The organism is Undibacterium sp. FW305-107 (genome assembly GCF_058788535.1).
Window position 1 is genome coordinate 56,421 of sequence record NZ_JBYTAV010000015.1, and the last position, 15,800, is coordinate 72,220.

18 protein-coding genes are annotated in these 15,800 nt (G+C 52.7%); 8 read left to right on the forward strand and 10 right to left on the reverse strand.

Translation table 11 applies throughout. The features are described from left to right. Positions 1-2: 2 nt before the first annotated feature. On the reverse strand, positions 3-1,883 hold the full coding sequence (locus AC3WQT_RS26115; protein ID WP_492708505.1) for an ATP-binding protein: 1,881 nt from the start codon (positions 1,881-1,883) through the stop codon (positions 3-5). Positions 1,884-2,094: 211 nt separating this feature from the next. On the opposite strand from AC3WQT_RS26115, the gene AC3WQT_RS26120 reads away from it, so the two are divergent. The 4 genes from AC3WQT_RS26120 to AC3WQT_RS26135 all read left to right on the forward strand — a co-directional run bounded on the left by AC3WQT_RS26120 (position 2,095) and on the right by AC3WQT_RS26135 (position 5,232). Then, a complete protein-coding gene (locus AC3WQT_RS26120; RefSeq protein WP_492708507.1) occupies positions 2,095-2,625 on the forward strand; it encodes a hypothetical protein in 531 nt (176 codons plus the stop codon). 20 nt (positions 2,626-2,645) lie between these two features. Then, positions 2,646-3,545, forward strand: a complete 900-nt coding sequence (locus AC3WQT_RS26125) for a fatty acid desaturase family protein (protein WP_492708509.1) — start codon at positions 2,646-2,648, stop codon at positions 3,543-3,545. Positions 3,546-3,652: 107 nt separating this feature from the next. Next, positions 3,653-4,567 (forward strand): hydroxymethylglutaryl-CoA lyase, encoded by a 915-nt coding sequence (locus AC3WQT_RS26130; protein WP_492708511.1) that lies wholly within the window; start codon positions 3,653-3,655, stop codon positions 4,565-4,567. 155 nt (positions 4,568-4,722) lie between these two features. Further along, the gene (locus tag AC3WQT_RS26135; RefSeq protein ID WP_492708513.1) at positions 4,723-5,232 is read left to right on the forward strand and encodes a DUF1269 domain-containing protein; all 510 of its coding nucleotides are present in this window, start codon (positions 4,723-4,725) and stop codon (positions 5,230-5,232) included. Between the two features lie 47 nt (positions 5,233-5,279). Here AC3WQT_RS26135 and AC3WQT_RS26140 read toward each other — a convergent pair whose 3' ends face one another. The 6 genes from AC3WQT_RS26140 to gstA all read right to left on the reverse strand — a co-directional run bounded on the left by AC3WQT_RS26140 (position 5,280) and on the right by gstA (position 9,808). Continuing rightward, a complete protein-coding gene (locus tag AC3WQT_RS26140) occupies positions 5,280-5,570 on the reverse strand; it encodes a DUF427 domain-containing protein (RefSeq protein ID WP_492708515.1) in 291 nt (96 codons plus the stop codon). Between the two features lie 4 nt (positions 5,571-5,574). Continuing rightward, entirely contained in the window at positions 5,575-6,816 is a 1,242-nt protein-coding gene (gene egtB / locus AC3WQT_RS26145) for an ergothioneine biosynthesis protein EgtB (RefSeq protein WP_492708517.1), read from the reverse strand. Further along, positions 6,800-7,768: an L-histidine N(alpha)-methyltransferase gene (egtD, locus tag AC3WQT_RS26150; RefSeq protein WP_492708519.1), complete on the reverse strand. Its 969-nt coding sequence runs from the start codon at positions 7,766-7,768 to the stop codon at positions 6,800-6,802. Before egtD ends, egtB begins: the two co-directional genes overlap by 17 nt. Before the next feature lie 768 nt (positions 7,769-8,536). Further along, positions 8,537-8,914: a nuclear transport factor 2 family protein gene (locus AC3WQT_RS26155; protein ID WP_492708521.1), complete on the reverse strand. Its 378-nt coding sequence runs from the start codon at positions 8,912-8,914 to the stop codon at positions 8,537-8,539. A gap of 57 nt (positions 8,915-8,971) precedes the next feature. Then, positions 8,972-9,178 (reverse strand): tautomerase family protein, encoded by a 207-nt coding sequence (locus AC3WQT_RS26160; protein WP_492708523.1) that lies wholly within the window; start codon positions 9,176-9,178, stop codon positions 8,972-8,974. A gap of 24 nt (positions 9,179-9,202) precedes the next feature. Then, positions 9,203-9,808 carry a glutathione transferase GstA gene (gene gstA / locus AC3WQT_RS26165; RefSeq protein ID WP_492708525.1) on the reverse strand — a complete coding sequence of 202 codons (606 nt, stop codon included), beginning with the start codon at positions 9,806-9,808 and terminating at the stop codon, positions 9,203-9,205. 128 nt (positions 9,809-9,936) lie between these two features. On the opposite strand from gstA, the gene AC3WQT_RS26170 reads away from it, so the two are divergent. Then, positions 9,937-10,851: a LysR family transcriptional regulator gene (locus AC3WQT_RS26170; RefSeq protein ID WP_492708527.1), complete on the forward strand. Its 915-nt coding sequence runs from the start codon at positions 9,937-9,939 to the stop codon at positions 10,849-10,851. Here AC3WQT_RS26170 and AC3WQT_RS26175 read toward each other — a convergent pair. The 3 genes from AC3WQT_RS26175 to AC3WQT_RS26185 all read right to left on the reverse strand — a co-directional run bounded on the left by AC3WQT_RS26175 (position 10,805) and on the right by AC3WQT_RS26185 (position 13,702). Further along, entirely contained in the window at positions 10,805-11,602 is a 798-nt protein-coding gene (locus tag AC3WQT_RS26175) for an alpha/beta fold hydrolase (protein WP_492708529.1), read from the reverse strand. The two genes, AC3WQT_RS26170 and AC3WQT_RS26175, sit on opposite strands and share 47 nt — an antisense overlap. Further along, positions 11,599-12,609, reverse strand: coding sequence for a M14 family zinc carboxypeptidase (locus AC3WQT_RS26180; protein WP_492708531.1), 1,011 nt, complete (start codon positions 12,607-12,609; stop codon positions 11,599-11,601). Before AC3WQT_RS26180 ends, AC3WQT_RS26175 begins: the two co-directional genes overlap by 4 nt. A gap of 124 nt (positions 12,610-12,733) precedes the next feature. Beyond that, positions 12,734-13,702, reverse strand: a complete 969-nt coding sequence (locus AC3WQT_RS26185) for an AraC family transcriptional regulator (RefSeq protein ID WP_492708533.1) — start codon at positions 13,700-13,702, stop codon at positions 12,734-12,736. 154 nt (positions 13,703-13,856) lie between these two features. On the opposite strand from AC3WQT_RS26185, the gene AC3WQT_RS26190 reads away from it, so the two are divergent. The 3 genes from AC3WQT_RS26190 to AC3WQT_RS26200 all read left to right on the forward strand — a co-directional run bounded on the left by AC3WQT_RS26190 (position 13,857) and on the right by AC3WQT_RS26200 (position 15,798). After that, complete coding sequence (locus tag AC3WQT_RS26190) at positions 13,857-14,693, forward strand: NAD(P)H-binding protein (RefSeq protein ID WP_492708535.1); 837 nt, start codon at positions 13,857-13,859, stop codon at positions 14,691-14,693. A gap of 284 nt (positions 14,694-14,977) precedes the next feature. Beyond that, the gene (locus tag AC3WQT_RS26195; protein WP_492708537.1) at positions 14,978-15,322 is read left to right on the forward strand and encodes an antibiotic biosynthesis monooxygenase family protein; all 345 of its coding nucleotides are present in this window, start codon (positions 14,978-14,980) and stop codon (positions 15,320-15,322) included. Further along, the gene (locus tag AC3WQT_RS26200) at positions 15,319-15,798 is read left to right on the forward strand and encodes a group II truncated hemoglobin (RefSeq protein ID WP_492708539.1); all 480 of its coding nucleotides are present in this window, start codon (positions 15,319-15,321) and stop codon (positions 15,796-15,798) included. The genes AC3WQT_RS26195 and AC3WQT_RS26200 overlap by 4 nt, the downstream gene beginning before the upstream one ends. Positions 15,799-15,800: the final 2 nt, after the last annotated feature.

Consider the following 15,800-nt stretch of genomic DNA (forward strand, 5'->3'; position numbering starts at 1 on the left):
TGTCATGGTGATTTGGGTAGATAAAATTCAAAACAACAATTCCAGCCTGTATAGGTGATCAAGGACACACTGCCGCCATGGGCTTCAACCAGTCTGCGCACTATCGCCAGGCCCAGGCCCGTACCACCGGGGCGGCGACTCTTGAAAGCCTGGAACAAATCGGTTTTCTGTTCCGCCGGTATGCCGGGGCCGTTATCGCAGATGCGCAGCCTGAGCATCTGCTTGTCTGTCGTCGCTTCGATGTGGATGCGGGCATCTGGTCTGCCGCGCAACATCGCCAGTGCATTATTGAGCAGATTATTGAGGATTTGCTCAGTGCGCATGCGATCTATCTTGCCGCGTAAATTTTCTTCGATATCGCTGCTGATTTGCACGCTGTTCGCCATGGCAGCAGGACGTAATTGCGCCACGATGTTATCAATCAATTCTGCGACATCCGCAGGCTGACAATTCAGGCGCACTTCACCGGAATAACTGAGCAAATCCTGTATCAGATGATCGGCTCTTTCTATCTGCTCGCGTATGTCATTTCGTACATCAGCGGGGCAAGAGATGGCAGCCATACTGATGATGTTCAGGGGGTTGCGCAATTCATGGGCGACGGTGGCTGCCAAGCCACCCAGTTCCGTCAGATGTGCTTGTTGCAAGCGCTGTTTTTCCTGATCTGCATAACGCAGCAACTGATCCAGGCGCCCGGCTGCTGCAGCCAGCAGGGCACCGAATACTGCGCCGACTCTTTGTACACTGGGGGTCGCTCCCTCCCAGTGGCGCAATTCGTAATGCCATTCTGTATGAGCGGCCTGTGCTTGTTGTCGGTAACAGATGACAGATGGTTGTTCAGCAGCGCTGCTGCCAGGTTCGCCATCACGGAATAGCAAGACAGGCATGGGCTGGCGCAGATGGGTTTCCAGCAATGCAGAGGCAACCGCTTCCAGCTCTTGCCAGCTGGCCGCTGCTTCCAGTTGCAGGCGCCAGTTGCTCAGGACTGCCGCCTCGAGATGTGCACCGGGGAAGATCAGTTTCTCCATAAAGCTGCGCATGGGTCTTTCCAGTATCAGCATCATGAGCAGCATGCCAGTACCCAGGAGCCATAACTGCCACAGTGGCAAGGCCGCCAGTGGGCTAAAGCCGGTTTGTGCCACCAGGCTCAGCACCAGACCCGCAATAGCTACCGTCAACAGACTCAGGGCCAGCCAGGCCAGGAAGCGGTTTGCCCAGAGGTTTACTGCCATCATGTCATAACGCAATATGCCTAGTACCAGCAAGACTGCATAAAAAGGCAGCAGGATGACGCTGTAGGGGAAGACAGGTATGCCAAACGAGGCATTCAAAAACATGAGGGTAGAAGCCGAACCCCAGACCCCGGCCAGGCAAACTGCCAGGATTTGCCCCCGCTTCTTGGGTGCTGCGGCAGGCCATGCCATCAGCAAGAGCAGGTAAGCCCAGGTACTCAGGCCACTGACAAAGATGCCAGGTATCCAGCCCCAGGCTGGAAATATGTAATAGCGTTTGAATGCCAGCCAGGGCAAGAGGCTGCCCATATCGAAAATGGTAATTCCCACCACCACCAGCAAAGCGACTGCATACCAGGCGATGATGCGTGCTGGCCGCAAACGACCCAAGAAGCGCAAGACAAAATGCAGGAAGAACACAGCATTCACCGGGCCGGTATTGACCAGCATCTTGCCCAGTTCACTGGTCTTAGCATCACCCAGATTGATGGCCAGTTGCCCTGTTGCCCACAGGCCTATACCCACGCAAAACAGCGCCAGCGCCTTCATGCCTGGCTGTTGCCCTGCCTTTACCCACAGCCAGATAGCCAGCAAGGGGCTGATGATGCCTTGCAAGGCGAGTGAGAAAAAATAAAGTCCGTAGGCGTTCATCAAGGGTAACTGTCAACAATCTTGATAGTAAATTTCGGTCAACTATATAGCAAGCTTACAGTTTTGCTGAGGCATAAATTGAATTTTCTTAAAAAACAAGGGCTTATGAAAAATTCCTGACTGGCACGCGGCTTGCGAATAAGGAGACAGGCAGTTTTCATACCTGCCACCCAAAAAAAGCCGGAACCAATCAAGCGGAGCAGGAAAAATCATGACCTCAACTACATCAAGCTTCCCACATTTCACTTTGCTGACCAGAGCCAACTGGGTCAGGCTCAACCGGATCCTGGCCTGGGCCATGCTCATCACGCCTGTGCTGCAATTTTTTGTAGAGGCAAACCTTGCTTACGCCTTGTTAGCGGATTTTGGCCTCTTGCTCGCGCATGGGATTTTGTCGCTGATCTTGTTTGGCATCCCCAAAGTCAAACGGCAAAAATTTACATTTTCCATGCATGTGATGGGTTTTCGTTGGCATATCTTAAGTCCGCGCAATGAATTCCTGTTGACTGGCTACCGCATGGCCCAGGCTATCTCTGTGTTGCCATTGTTGTTCATTCCTGGTGCCAGATGGCTGGCATTGCTCTTGTTTTACCCATCACTGAGGATGCCGGTTTCTTTCATACAGCATTTGCACAGAGCTATCAGCTTTGCTTTTCAGCGCTGGAGTATCAAGCATCTCGACGCAAGCCTGGTCGTGTGCATTTACCTGTTCTTTTTCATCGCCAACTTGCTACGCGCCTGATCAGGAGCAGGAGCAGGAACATGAGCCATAGCGTTATCCTGACTGATACGGTATTTCACGTCGCCCGCGGTAGTGCAGTCCTACTCCAGACGCAAATCGCCGTAAGCCCGCTCAACCGCCGTCAAGCTGGTTTGCCGAATCTGAGCAGTCTTGGCCTGGACTTGTTGAATGCCAGTAAATTGCAACACCTGATCTGGCCAGTGCTACCTCTACTGACCCTGGCTGTCTATGCCACGGTTTTTTCCATGCAGTATTACCTCTTGTTGCCGCTGGTTTTCGTCTTGCATTTTTTGGTATCAGTCACTTTTACCCACGATGTATTGCACGGTGCTGCTGGTTTCAAGCCACGCAGCACAGAATGGGTCTTGTTTGCCATGAGTATTTTGTTGCTGGAAAGTGGCCATGCCTTCCGGCAGGCGCATTTGCATCACCATAGCCATTGCCTGGAGCATGATGACTTTGAAGGCAGCCCCGCACACATGAGCTTGCTGGGCGCACTGAAAGCCGGGCCTACCTATCTTGCACGTCATTGGCTGCATGCCTACCGGCTTGCTAAAAGTCCGGTACAAAAGCGCTGGATGCTGACCGAACTGTGCGCTGCCATCCTGGGTATTGTGATTGCCATACTGGTCTTGCCCTGGACTGCTGCGCCGCTGGCTTATTGCGTATTCATGTACATAGGCTCTTGCCTGTATCCGGTCACAACCGCCTGGTTGCCGCACTTCAAGCCTGATAGCCGCATACTGGGACAAGCCAGGAGCTTGCGTGGCAAGATCATACCGGCCTTGTTGTTCAATCTTTCTTATCATCTTGAACATCATCTATACCCGCAAGTGCCCAGCTATAACTTGCCGCAACTGGCAGAGAGACTGGACCCGTATTTCGCCAGACTGGGCGTTGCGGTATTGCATGTGGTTTGAGTTGGTTTTTGGCACAAGTAGAAATACGGGGGAGGTTCAGGCTTTCGCTAGCTTGGAGGTAAAATGATGTTATCGCCTGCCTTTACTGGTGCCCAAGGAAAAACAAAATGAATGCATCACTACCCAAGCAAGTCAAAATCGTCGAAGTAGGTCCGCGTGATGGCTTGCAAAATGAAAAAGAAAGTATCCCTGCCGAAGTCAAGATAGATCTGGTGAACCGCCTGACAGCGGCCGGCTTTGTGAACATAGAAGCAGCTTCTTTTGTGTCGCCCAAGTGGGTGCCGCAAATGGCTACTTCGGCTGAAGTCATGGCCGGTATCACGCGCAAGCCGGGTGTCATTTATTCTGTGCTAACGCCGAATATGAAAGGCTTTGAAGCGGCATTGGCAGCTGGTGCGGATGAAGTAGTGATTTTCAGTTCAGCCTCGGAAGCCTTTGCACAAAAAAACATCAACTGCTCAATTGCAGAGTCAATAGAACGCTTCCGCGAAGTGGCCGAAGCCGCAAAAGCAAACAAGATACGCTTGCGCGGCAGTATCTCTTGCGCTTTCGGTTGCCCTTACCAGGGTGAAGTCGCCGTTGATAGCGTCTCGGATGTAGTGCAGCGTCTGCGTGACCTTGGTTGCGATGAAATCGACATCGCTGACACCATAGGTGTGGGCACCGCGAGGCAAGTGCAAAACGTCATGCAGCGCGTCGCACAGGATTTTCCTGTTGCCGCTTTGTCCGGTCATTTTCATGATACCTATGGGCAAGCACTGGCGAATATCTACGCGAGTCTCGAAGTCGGCATTTCCATCTTCCATTCATCCGTTGCCGGTCTTGGTGGCTGCCCCTATGCCAAAGGCGCGACTGGCAATGTATCGACTGAAGATGTGCTCTTCCTCATGCAGGGGCTGGGTATACAAACTGGCATCGACCTCAATGCTGTGGTTGATGCGGGGCAATTTATTTCTGCACATCTGGGGCGCAAGGCAGTCAGCCGTGCTGGCAATGCACTGGCCGCGAAACGCCTGGCCTGATTGTTGGAAGCGGGCAAGGTGGGAGAAATGGGTGATATGTTTTGACCTTTCGCTCATCTTTGCTATAACTAAGCAGGAGGCTTTGCATCCTGTTCTTGCCTTGCATCTATAATTTCCCCATTGCAGCCTCCTGAGATTTTTTACAGGAGGCCATCATGCGCCGTCGTCTTTATTTCATGCTTCCCACTATTCCTGCTGCCAGAGCCATGCTCGATGAGTTATTGCTGGCACGCATAGAGGAAAGATATATCCATTTCCTGGCAAAAGACAGTTTGCCCAATGATATGCCGGAAGCCAATTTTTTCCAAAAAACCGATCTCATCCATGGCATGGAACTGGGCATGGTGGTTGGTGCTGCCACCGGTTTATTAGCAGGTAGCCTTTTACTGATTTTCCCGCCAGAAGGTCTGGAGATGCGTACCATCGCCTTGCTGGTCGCCGCATTTGGCGGTGCCGTATTTGGCTCCTGGGTATCAGGCATGGCTGCTGCTGCCATACCTAACTCCCGTCTGAAAGCTTTTGAAAGTGAAATTGAAGCCGGGCAAGTTTTACTCATTGTTGATGTACCGCTGAGTAAAGTAAAACAGACCGAAGAGATGATGGCCAGCAAACATCCTGGTTTTCGTTATGGTGGAGTGGAGCCGCATATTCCGGCTTTTCCCTGAGGCAGGCTTGCTGAATTTGTCTTATTGAATCAGTCTTGTCCTGATCTTCAGGGCAAGACTTCTACCCCGCGCCAGAAGGCTATGTAGCCGTTTATTTCTTTTGCGGCGTCCTTGGGCTCAGGGTAATACCAGGCAGCATCGGCATTGACTTCGCCATTGACGACGACATCGTAATAGCTGGCCGTGCCTTTCCAAGGGCAAACGGTGTGCTTGTCACTGTCGCGCAAGTGTTCGGGATTAACGCGGCTCCTGGGGAAATAGATATTGCCTTCGAGCTTCACAATCTCGCCATCACTGGCCTGGGCAATCACTGCATCTTTCCATTTCGCGGTAGGCATAGAACTATTCCTCAATAAGTGAACGGGCCAGACGCAGCCCCGTCAATTGCCAGCGTGCCGTTGCCGGAAAAAAATTCCTGTAAGTGATACGGCTATGGCCTGCTGGAGTGAAGGCAGAAGAGCCGCGCAAGACATATTGGTTGACCATGAATTTACCATTGTATTCACCGACCGCACCTGCTGCCGGAACAAAGCCGGGGTAGGGGCTGTAGCTGCTACTGGTCCATTGCCAGGCGTGATCAAATAACTGGCTCAGCTGGCCTTCCAGTTCATGTTGCTGTGCTGCGTATTCCCATTCAGCTTCTGTGGGCAGGCGTGCCCCAGCCCAAGTCGCAAAGGCGCTGGCTTCGAAGTAAGAGATATGGGCCAGGGTCTGTTGCGGGTTCAGCGGCAACAGGCCATACAGGCCAAATTCCTGCCAGTCCTTCTCGAAATCATAGCGCCAGTACAGTGGGTGCCGCAGGTCTTGCTGCTGGACCCAGTCCCAACCTTCGGCCAGCCACAGGGCGGGGTTTTGATAGCCGCCGTCTTCTATGAATTCCAGGTACTCCGCATTGCTGATCAGACGTGTCGCCAGCTGGTAAGGCTCAAGAAACTGGCGGTGCCGCGGCCCTTCATTATCAAAGGAAAACTTCTTACCCTCATGACCGATGCCACACAGGCAGGCATCATAATTTTGCCAGCTCAGGGTTTGCGATACTGGCAGGGGTTTGAGCACGTCAGTGGCGGGATACATGGCCGGGAACAAAGGGTTGCATGACAGCAGATGCTTGATATCGGTCAGCATCAATTCCTGATGTTGCTGTTCATGTTGCATGCCCAGTTCCAGCAAGGATGCAAAGCGGGTGTCGCTGAGTTTATCCTGGCAGCGCAGCATACGTTCATCCACATTGCGCCTGTAGGCAAGCACTGTGTCCAATGATGGCCGCGTCAGCAAGCCGCGTTGCGGGCGTGGGTGTTTGTCACCGACACCGTTGTAATAGGAATTGAAGAGTACCCTGAAGTCGGTGTGAAAAGCCTGGAAGCCGGTTTCAAACTGTTCAAGTATGAAGGTTTCAAAAAACCATGTCGTATGCGCCAAATGCCATTTGATCGGGCTGGCGTCAGGCATGGATTGGGCCATGCAGTCTTCGGCAGACAAGGGTGCGGCGATAGCAACTGAACGTAGCCGGATTTCTTGCCAGCGTTCAAATATGCCTGCTTCCTGCATGGTTTGCCCTCGTATAGGGTTAAGCAGCTTTGGCATGGATGATGGCGAACCATTCATTTTTGTCAGTCCAGTGACAGCTATGGGAAAAGCCGGCGTCGGCCAGCAAGGCATTAAAGCCCTGCATGCTGTATTTATAACTGTTTTCCGTGTGTATGTGTTCACCCTTGATAAAATTTCTTTGCCCGCCCGGCCAGGTGACCTGGATATCTTCCCTGGCGCGCAAATGCATCTCTATGCGGGATTTTTCTGTATTGAAGAATGCCTCATGTTGCCACTGGCTGACATCAAAATCAGTATGCAGCAAATGATTAATGTGGCGTAACAGATTCAGGTTAAAGGCAGAGGTGACACCCAGGCTGTCGGCATAAGCTGCATCCAGCAAGGACTTGTCCTTGATCAGGTCTACTCCTATCAGTATGCCACCAGTGCGGTCACACGCGGCGCGCAAATGACAGAGAAATGCCAGCGCTTCTTCAGGCTCAAAATTTCCTATCGATGAGCCAGGGTAAAAGAACAAGCGCTGGTCGCGCCTTACTTCTGCGGGCAATTTCCAATCCTGCGCCAGGTCCAGGCCCAGCGCCGTCATTTCTATGTGCGGGAAGCGTTGCTGCAGCCTGCCAACGGCATCCTGTAAATGATGGACAGAAATATCAATGGGCACATACTGGTCAGGGTGCAAGACCGGGAACAGGCGTGCTGCTTTGGCGCAATTGCCAGCCCCCAGGTCTATCAGGCTGCCGCCTGTGCCTATGCTTTGTGCCATGTCCGCCATATGCTGGGTAAAAATTTCTGCTTCAGTGCGGGTGGGATAATATTCTGGCAGTACGCAAATGGCTTCAAACAAGACCGAGCCTACCGCATCATAGAAATACTTGGGTGAGGTATGGGCGGCGTTGGCGAGCAAGCCGTTTTCCAGCTCGCGGATGATGTGGGGTGGCGTGGTGCGCAGGCTATTGGCAGCGTTGCTCAAGCTATTGGATTCGGACATGATGTTGGGGCTAAGAAATTCAATCGGCAGGCCAGTATGGTTCTGGTCTGTTCTTGATACTCAATACGGCCTTTCCTTCAGCCCGCCTTTATGCGGAGCTTGTCTTGGAGTCTTGTTGTGGACTCTGGTGTGGCACAGTGTACAACTTATTGTTTAAAAAATCTTGCAGCAGGATTTGCTCGGGTGGTTTTCCTACAAATTGCGGTAATCTTAGTAACGTAATTTTGTTTGGCAGCAGTCCACTAGGCTGGCGCATGAGCTCGATTTTTCTAGAAGTTAGTCGAGCTGTGAGTCTTCGATTATCTAAACCGTTAGTAACGTCATTCCAGCGTGGGGTAGGCTGGAATCCAGCGGCGTTCTTGGCATGTCGTGAAATTTATTAACTTGCGCTTCTTATTGATCTACCTATTTGATTTTTAAATGCCTGCACACGTCATTCACGATTGCCGGTCGGGGGTAGCCCGACAGCTACATACCTTTCTTGCGTCGCCAAGAAAGGTATGCCAAAGAAGGCGACCCAGGCGTCGTCGCCCCCTGAAGGGGGTTCCCGTTTGTGCAGTACAAAAAATGGGAAGGTCCGAAACTCGCCTGCGGCTCAAACAGCGGCCCTTCTTTTTCCATTTTATGTACCGCACAAACGGCGTCGACACATGGGAACTGCGAAGGTCAAAAACAACAGCAACACCAAGATCAAAAGCAACGTCAACACGACACAGGTTCATATTGCTCGAATACGACTCATCGAGAGGTAATTTTTTAATAAATCTTTCAAACATCCATCAATTCAAAATGAAACACCTTACTCACAATCTGCCACCTGCCATCCAGTTTCACCAACGTTAAAAAATCAGTGAAAAATTTGTTGGCAATCGCGCATTCCACGCGGGCGAAAGCGGTTACCGGGCCGGCCATTTCCAGGGAGACAATGCGGTCGCGGCGTGTTTCATTTTTGCTGGCGGGGGAAGGGCGTTTGTCAACCACCGGGAAATATTGCTGCATGTCCAGGTGCAGTAAATGACCTTCGGTCGCGCAGTAGTAATGGGCTTCGGGGTGAAATACCTGGGCGAGTATGCTGGTGTTACTGTGATACAGACCGTCGAAATACCGGTTCAGCGTGGCGATGACGTCGGGGTATTCGGTTTCCATTGTTGCCTTTCTTGAGATGTATGCAGCAGCGATGAACTGCTGCATTATTTAGTGTTGCTAAGCTTGCTGCTTTTGACGCAATTGCGTGACTGGTATACCGCCAACTCCCCAATTATCTGTATCCACTTCTTCTATGACGACAAAAGTCGTGGCAGGGTCTTTATTGAGTACGCGCACCAGCAAATTAGTGGCACCGGTGATCAGTTCAGCTTTTTGTTTAGCGCTGACATTTTCGCGGGTGACCTGTATGTGTACATAGGGCATGGCTTGCTCTTTTTGTTGATAATATCAGGAGGGCAGGCCTTCTGCTTTCAGTGCGGCTTGCACATGTGGCCTGGCCTTGACGCTGGCGAGGAAGTTTTGCAGGTGGGCAAAATCACTGATGTCCAGGTTCACATATTTGCTCCAGTTGCTGACGGTGAACAAATAAGCATCAGCCACGGTGAAGGTATCACCAGTGAGGAAGGTTTTGCCTTCCAGTCGACTATTAACCCAGCCAAATTTCTTGCGCAAGAGCTCTGCTGTGCGCGCTTTGCCCTCGACAGGCATGTCCGCATCAAAAAGTGGGGCGAAGGATTTGTGCAATTCCGAGGTGATGTAGTTTTGCCATTCGAGTACGCGGTAGCGTGCCATGCCAGATGCGGGCAACAGCGTTCGGTTTTCTGCACGCTCGACGATGTACTGGGCAATGATGGAGCCCTCGGTCAGTATCTCGCCATTATCTAGTTCTACAGTAGGCACCTGGCCTTTTGGGTTGATGCTGTAAAAGTCCAGGCCATCTGCAGTTTTGTGAATAGTGGTATCGACTTTTTGCAGGGTGAAATCGAGACCGGCTTCACGCAGGATGATGTGCGGGGATAAGGAGCAGGCACCAGGGGAGAAATAAAGTTTCATGGTTTTGGGCTTTCGATAAAGGTTGACTGGCTGAACTGCCATGATGAGCAGGGCGTGACGGCATACTATGCCAAACGAAATAGTTGATAAACTAGATAAAAGTTACTTTATAAATTACATGGTGTAATGTGAATCGACAATTTGCGGATGTATTACTGGGCAGCATAGAATTGTTTTGTATGGCAGCCGAGCTGGAAAGTTTCAAGGATGCAGCCAATGCAGCAGGACTGACGCCAGCAGCGGTCAGCCGTTCGATAGCCCGGCTGGAGGAGCGCATAGGCGTGCGCCTGTTTGTATGCACCACGCGGCAGTTACGCCTGACCGAAGCAGGACGCGCCTATTTCGTACAATGCCGTCAGGCGCTGAACCAGTTGGTGGAAGCTGAGCGTGAGGTATCTGGCCAGCAGATGCAACCAGCGGGTCTGGTACGCATCAGCATGCCTACACCTTATGGGCATTACCGGGTGTTGCCCTTGCTGGCAAAATTCCGCCAGATGTATCCGCTGGTCAGGCTGGATTTACAACTCAGTAACCGCAATGTTGATCTGACTGCCGATGGCTTTGACCTGGTGATACGTGGCCGTAACCCACCGGATTCAGGCATGATTGCGCGCCGACTCGAAGATACCGAGATTGTAGTCTGTGCCACACCAGAATATCTGCAGCGTTTTGGCGTGCCAACCACGCTGGAAGACCTGGACAGGCATGAGTGCCTGCAATTTGTCTTGCCCAGTGCCGGACAAAATATAGTCTGGATATTCAGACGCGATGGTGAGGACATAGACTGGCCTACCAGAGGTGGGCTCACCTGCTCAGAAGATTTGCTGGGCATCATCACCCTCGCAAAAAATGGCGCAGGATTGATGCAATCTTCGCGCTTCATGGTCGAAGAGGACTTGCGTTCGGGCCGCATGGTCGAGGTGCTGCAGGAATTCAAAGGGCGTACGCGGCCATTCTCATTACTCTACCCGCGTGACCGTCACCTGCCGTTGCGCGTCAGGGTCTTGATCGATTTTCTGATTGCAGAACTGGCGCAGAATTAGTGTCCACCTGCCAGTTCAATACTTGCTCTATCACCCAGCCCGCATCATCCAGCGGCAGATCATGGCCTGCCGCTGGATGCAGGTGTAGCCGGCAATCCCACAGCCCTGCCAGTTTGCGTGAACAGTCTGCATTGACCAGTTTGTCATGTTCACCCGCCAGCAAGAGTAACGGGACTTTGCCCGTATAAGACGGCGCACGAAAGCGCATGGCGGCCAGCAATTGCCGCAGGATATTGTCAGCACTGATAGGGTATTCCTGCGCATACGCAGTCCAGCGCGTGATGATTTCTTTCGCTTGCTCCGCCATTTGCAAATTGCTGGTGATACGCAAAATCAATTGTTCACGCTGCGTACTTGAGCCAAATAACATGGTGGTAACCAGGGCAGGATAATTTACCGGTCTCAGCCTGTGATAAAAAGGATTATGCGGCGCCACGCTGGTGTTAATCAGCACCATGCGCTGCATATCACCAGGGTATTTATCAGCCCAGGCCAGTGCCACCATCGCCCCCAGTGAAACCGCCAGCACATGCACAGGTTCTGCTACGCCATGTACCTGCAATTGTTGATGACAATGCTCTGCCATTGCTGCTACCGTAGTCAGGCTATGCTCAGCATGCAATTGCCCATTGCCAGGAAAGTCCAGGCACAGCACGCGCTCAGCCCCCGTTGCTTGCTGGAAGCGTGCGGGAAAATCTCCCCAGTGTCTGCTCTCACGCATGAGGCCACGCAATAATACCCAGGTTGTCATGGCCTGTACCAGCGTGCCACGGCGCGTTCTTGCAGACGCAGGCGGGTAGGGCCTTGCGCCAGCCATTGTGCATGACCACATGTTGCCCGCATCAGGAAATCCAGCCAGGAGTTATGTCTGCGCAAGACGCGGTGCAAGCGGTGTTCTGCCACCGGGTTGAACATGCCATGCCGTGAGAATAGCTGGCGCGGATTTTTCTTGACCCATAACCAGGAACCCATTTCCAGCGTCAACGGCAGAAAGGTTTTGCTACGATCTTGCTTAGCCTGCAGGTAAAGATAATCCCAGATATCACCATGGGTACGGTATTGCAGGCTTTGTGGCTCAAACAGATAAGAATGATTGGGATGGGTTTGCTGGAACAATTCTTCCAGCGCCAGTATGTCGGCCAGATGATCGATAGGATGCACGCTGTGCGCATGCGGGAACCAGACGCGGTCACGCAAGCCAAAACCGGAATGGCAATCTATCGCCATGCTGAATGGGCGTGACAATAACTCTTGCTGCACGGTACGGCACAGCGCCTGATTCTCCGCTTCCATTTCGGCACCGGCCACACCGCGGTACCAGGGCAGACGTGGGCTATAGCGGTGGCCACCAAGCAGGAAGGGGACTTTGTCATTCGCTTCTATTGGTGCATTGCGCATCAGATCGACGCCACTGGGATTACAGCGTGTCGCCTGCCACATGCCACCGGGATTAATGAGTGGCATGAACACCAGACGCACATCCTGCAGCATATGCTGCAGGCTCTTGTCCCATGACAGTCGTGTCAGCAGGCCGCGCATGAAAGTCAGCAAGACTTGCGTGCCTATGCGTTCCAGCCCATGTATGCCACCAAAAAAACCTATGGCCGGCAGGCTGGTATCGGGATTGCCGAGTGCCAGTTTATACACCGGAAATTGCTTGTGCTTGACGGCGACTTGACACAGCACCTCCACCTCCAGCTGTCCGCGGCCAAGGGCGATGATGCGTTCCAGTTCATTCAGTTCAGGCAGTGCAGACATGGCGCGTGCTTAAAAGTTAACCATGCCATGCTAGAGGAGCTATACGCAGAATGCAAGAAGCACGCAGCTTCTGGCGCGAATTGCTCATTTATGACCAACAGATGACAGATTTTCCTGGCAATGCTCAAGCTTCCAGCATCAGATCATTGTCCACCGTATTTTTCCTTGCCGCCCCCGGAGAGATACCGAGCACACGCTTGAACGCCCGGCTGAATGCTGCCTCGGAATCATAGCCTAGCTGGCTTGCCAGCACGGCGACCGGGACTCTGGATTCACGCAGCTGCGTCAAGGCTGTCTGCATTTTCCAGCGCATGGCGTATTGCATGACTGGTTCACCGACCAGTTGCGTGAAGCGCGCAGAAAAAGCCGAGCGTGACATCGCCACGGCGCTGGCCAGGTCGGCCACTGTCCAGCTACGTCCCGGTTCGCGATGTATCATGACTATTGCCTGGCCAATCTGTTTGTCGCGCAGTGCGCCCAGCCACCCGGTTTGTGCTGCCGGATCGCGTGCAATCCAGGCTCGTATGGTTTGAATGACGAGGATATCGGCCAGCCGCGTGATCACTGTTTCGCCGCCCGGGTTCAATTGCTGCGCTTCGGCAGCAATGAAGCGTAGCGTGCTTTGTATCCACTCCATCTCGGATGATTTCCAGGTGTCGATGTGAATAAGTTTTGGTAATAGCCGTATGAGTTGCTGCGCTGCCGGATGATCGAAATGCACCAGTGCGCAAATCATACTGGTGGTCGCTCCACCTTCACCATGACTGATCGTTTCGTAGGAATTACTGATAGCCCGGCGCGGCATATCGAACAGCTTGGTGGCAGGCACACCTGGTTCACTGGTGAGTATGTGCCCGGCACCATGTGGCACCAGGGCAAGGTCACCAGGTTTGAGCAGACAAGCATCACTGCCGTCTACTTCCAGAAAACACTGACCTGCCGTGACGACATGAAACATCAGACTATCCTTGAAGGCAGGCAGTTCCATCGCCCAGGGCGCAGTGAATTCAGAACGGCAATAAAAGGTTCCACTCATGCGCAAGAAATGCAGCGCTTCGCCGACAGGGTCATCCCTGGGCAGGAGACTGATCATGGTTTTCATGTAAGGCAAGCAAAAGCACTTTGTTTATTCAACTGGACAAATGAGCATGAAAGCGAGACGTTCAGACATAGTCTGTATTGCATACCCGCCGGATAATAGCACCATCGTCACCAGCCAGTGTGACACCAACTTAAAGGAGCGACAGATGTCCACTCAAACCATACTCGTCATCGGCAGCACCGGCAAAACAGGACAGCGGGTAGCAGCGCGTCTGGCTGAACGCAATCTGCCGCTGCGTCTGGGTTCGCGGTCCGGTGCAACGCCATTTGACTGGACTGACCGCCGCACATGGACAACAGCACTTCAGGGTGTCGGGGCAGCATATGTCAGCTTCTATCCTGATCTGGCCGTTCCGGGGGCGCCAGAAGCGATACAGGCATTTACTGATCTGGCAGCCAGCCTGGGCGTGCGTCGTCTGGTCTTGCTGTCGGGTCGCGGTGAACCAGAGGCAAAACAGTGCGAAGACATAGTGCGCAATTCGGGTCTTGAATGGACAGTGCTGCGCGCCAGCTGGTTCGCACAGAATTTTAGCGAAGGACACTTTCTGGAGCCGATACTTGCAGGCGAAGTGGCTTTACCTGTTGCTGATATTGGTGAGCCATTCATTGATGTTGATGACATTGCCGATATTGCCGTCGCCGCGCTGACCGAAGACAGTCACATCGGGCAACTCTACGAATTGACCGGGCCACGTTTATGGACCTTCAAGGAGGCAATCGCCGAGATCGCACGTTCTACCGGGCGGACGATAGATTTCATGCCGGTTTCCAGCACCGACTACACCAGTGCGCTCGAACAGGCACAGCTTGATGGCGATACGATCAAGCTCATCAACTATCTTTTCTCCGAGGTGCTTGATGGCCGTAATGAGTCAGTGACAGATGGCGTGAGCCGCGCACTGGGGCGGTCACCGCGTGACTTTGGCGAGTATGTGCGCACCACCGCGCTGAGTGGTGTCTGGAACGAAAACTCGCAAGCATGAAATGAACAGCATGTGTAATTCCCTGGCGTTCATCCTGGCCCTTGGTTGCGGGCTTATGAGAGGCTTCTTCTTTGCCTTTTCCATCCTGGTGATGAAATGAGTTCTAGTTATCAATCCCTGATTCATGACACTGTTTCTCGATATGGCACTGTTAAGCGGGGTTTTGATCACCATGGTAATCTTTCGGCGCAGCGCTGGCCAGCCCGTCATCTTGACGACAGCTTTGCTGAAGAGATGCTGATATTTGAATTATGCAAGATCCAGAACACACACTTGGAGAAAACATGATCGTTGAATACATACGCTACAAACTCACCGAAAGCCCGGCACAATCAGGGGAAAATATTGCGGCTGATTTCGAGGCTGCCTATCAAACCGCCGCCTCATCGCTCAACGCTTCACCAAACTGTCTGGGCTATGAACTCTCGCGCTGCGCTGAAGAGCAAGACCGCTACATCCTGCGCATAGAGTGGGATTCGATTGATGGTCATTTGACGGGTTTCCGGCGCGGGCCTGAGTTCGCCAGTTTTCTTGCTGCTATCAAACCATACATCAATCAAATTGAGGAAATGCAGCACTATGCGCTGACCTCAGTCGTCTTATCAAAGGACAAGCGAGGCATTGCATGACAACTCAAAATACTCCCAGCTTATACGACTGGCTCGGTGGCATTGAGGCGCTGAACCGGCTGACCACTCGTTTCTATTTGCACGTCAAGGCCGATGAATTGCTTGGCCCGGTCTTCGCGCATATGGGAGCAGATCATCCAGCGCACGTTGCCGTATTCCTTGGCGAAGTGCTCGGTGGTCCAGCGGCTTACTCAGAGCGGTACGGCGGCCATCCGCATATGGTCAAGCAACATCTCAATCGTCACCTGACACAAGAACAGCGGCGACGCTGGGTAGGCTTGTTGCTGGAGACGGCTGATGAACTGGGCATGCCTGATGATCCAGAATTCCGCTCCGCTCTGGTTGCTTATCTGGAGTGGGGTTCGCGGCTGGCAGTCATCAATTCTCAAGCGGGTGCCACGGTGGATGAAAACGCTGCCATGCCAAAGTGGGGCTGGGGTGAAGTTAAGGGCCCCTACATATTACCCAAGGAGTAATG

Bases quoted from the DNA above. Each gene is read 5' to 3' on its own strand.
- AC3WQT_RS26115 (WP_492708505.1), bottom strand. From the start codon at position 1,883: ATGAACGCCTACGGACTTTATTTTTTCTCACTCGCCTTGCAAGGCATC.
- AC3WQT_RS26120 (WP_492708507.1), top strand. From the start codon at position 2,095: ATGACCTCAACTACATCAAGCTTCCCACATTTCACTTTGCTGACCAGA.
- AC3WQT_RS26125 (WP_492708509.1), top strand. From the start codon at position 2,646: ATGAGCCATAGCGTTATCCTGACTGATACGGTATTTCACGTCGCCCGC.
- AC3WQT_RS26130 (WP_492708511.1), top strand. From the start codon at position 3,653: ATGAATGCATCACTACCCAAGCAAGTCAAAATCGTCGAAGTAGGTCCG.
- AC3WQT_RS26135 (WP_492708513.1), top strand. From the start codon at position 4,723: ATGCGCCGTCGTCTTTATTTCATGCTTCCCACTATTCCTGCTGCCAGA.
- AC3WQT_RS26140 (WP_492708515.1), bottom strand. From the start codon at position 5,570: ATGCCTACCGCGAAATGGAAAGATGCAGTGATTGCCCAGGCCAGTGAT.
- egtB (WP_492708517.1), bottom strand. From the start codon at position 6,816: ATGCCAAAGCTGCTTAACCCTATACGAGGGCAAACCATGCAGGAAGCA.
- egtD (WP_492708519.1), bottom strand. From the start codon at position 7,768: ATGTCCGAATCCAATAGCTTGAGCAACGCTGCCAATAGCCTGCGCACC.
- AC3WQT_RS26155 (WP_492708521.1), bottom strand. From the start codon at position 8,914: ATGGAAACCGAATACCCCGACGTCATCGCCACGCTGAACCGGTATTTC.
- AC3WQT_RS26160 (WP_492708523.1), bottom strand. From the start codon at position 9,178: ATGCCCTATGTACACATACAGGTCACCCGCGAAAATGTCAGCGCTAAA.
- gstA (WP_492708525.1), bottom strand. From the start codon at position 9,808: ATGAAACTTTATTTCTCCCCTGGTGCCTGCTCCTTATCCCCGCACATC.
- AC3WQT_RS26175 (WP_492708529.1), bottom strand. From the start codon at position 11,602: ATGACAACCTGGGTATTATTGCGTGGCCTCATGCGTGAGAGCAGACAC.
- AC3WQT_RS26180 (WP_492708531.1), bottom strand. From the start codon at position 12,609: ATGTCTGCACTGCCTGAACTGAATGAACTGGAACGCATCATCGCCCTT.
- AC3WQT_RS26185 (WP_492708533.1), bottom strand. From the start codon at position 13,702: ATGATCAGTCTCCTGCCCAGGGATGACCCTGTCGGCGAAGCGCTGCAT.
- AC3WQT_RS26190 (WP_492708535.1), top strand. From the start codon at position 13,857: ATGTCCACTCAAACCATACTCGTCATCGGCAGCACCGGCAAAACAGGA.
- AC3WQT_RS26195 (WP_492708537.1), top strand. From the start codon at position 14,978: ATGATCGTTGAATACATACGCTACAAACTCACCGAAAGCCCGGCACAA.
- AC3WQT_RS26200 (WP_492708539.1), top strand. From the start codon at position 15,319: ATGACAACTCAAAATACTCCCAGCTTATACGACTGGCTCGGTGGCATT.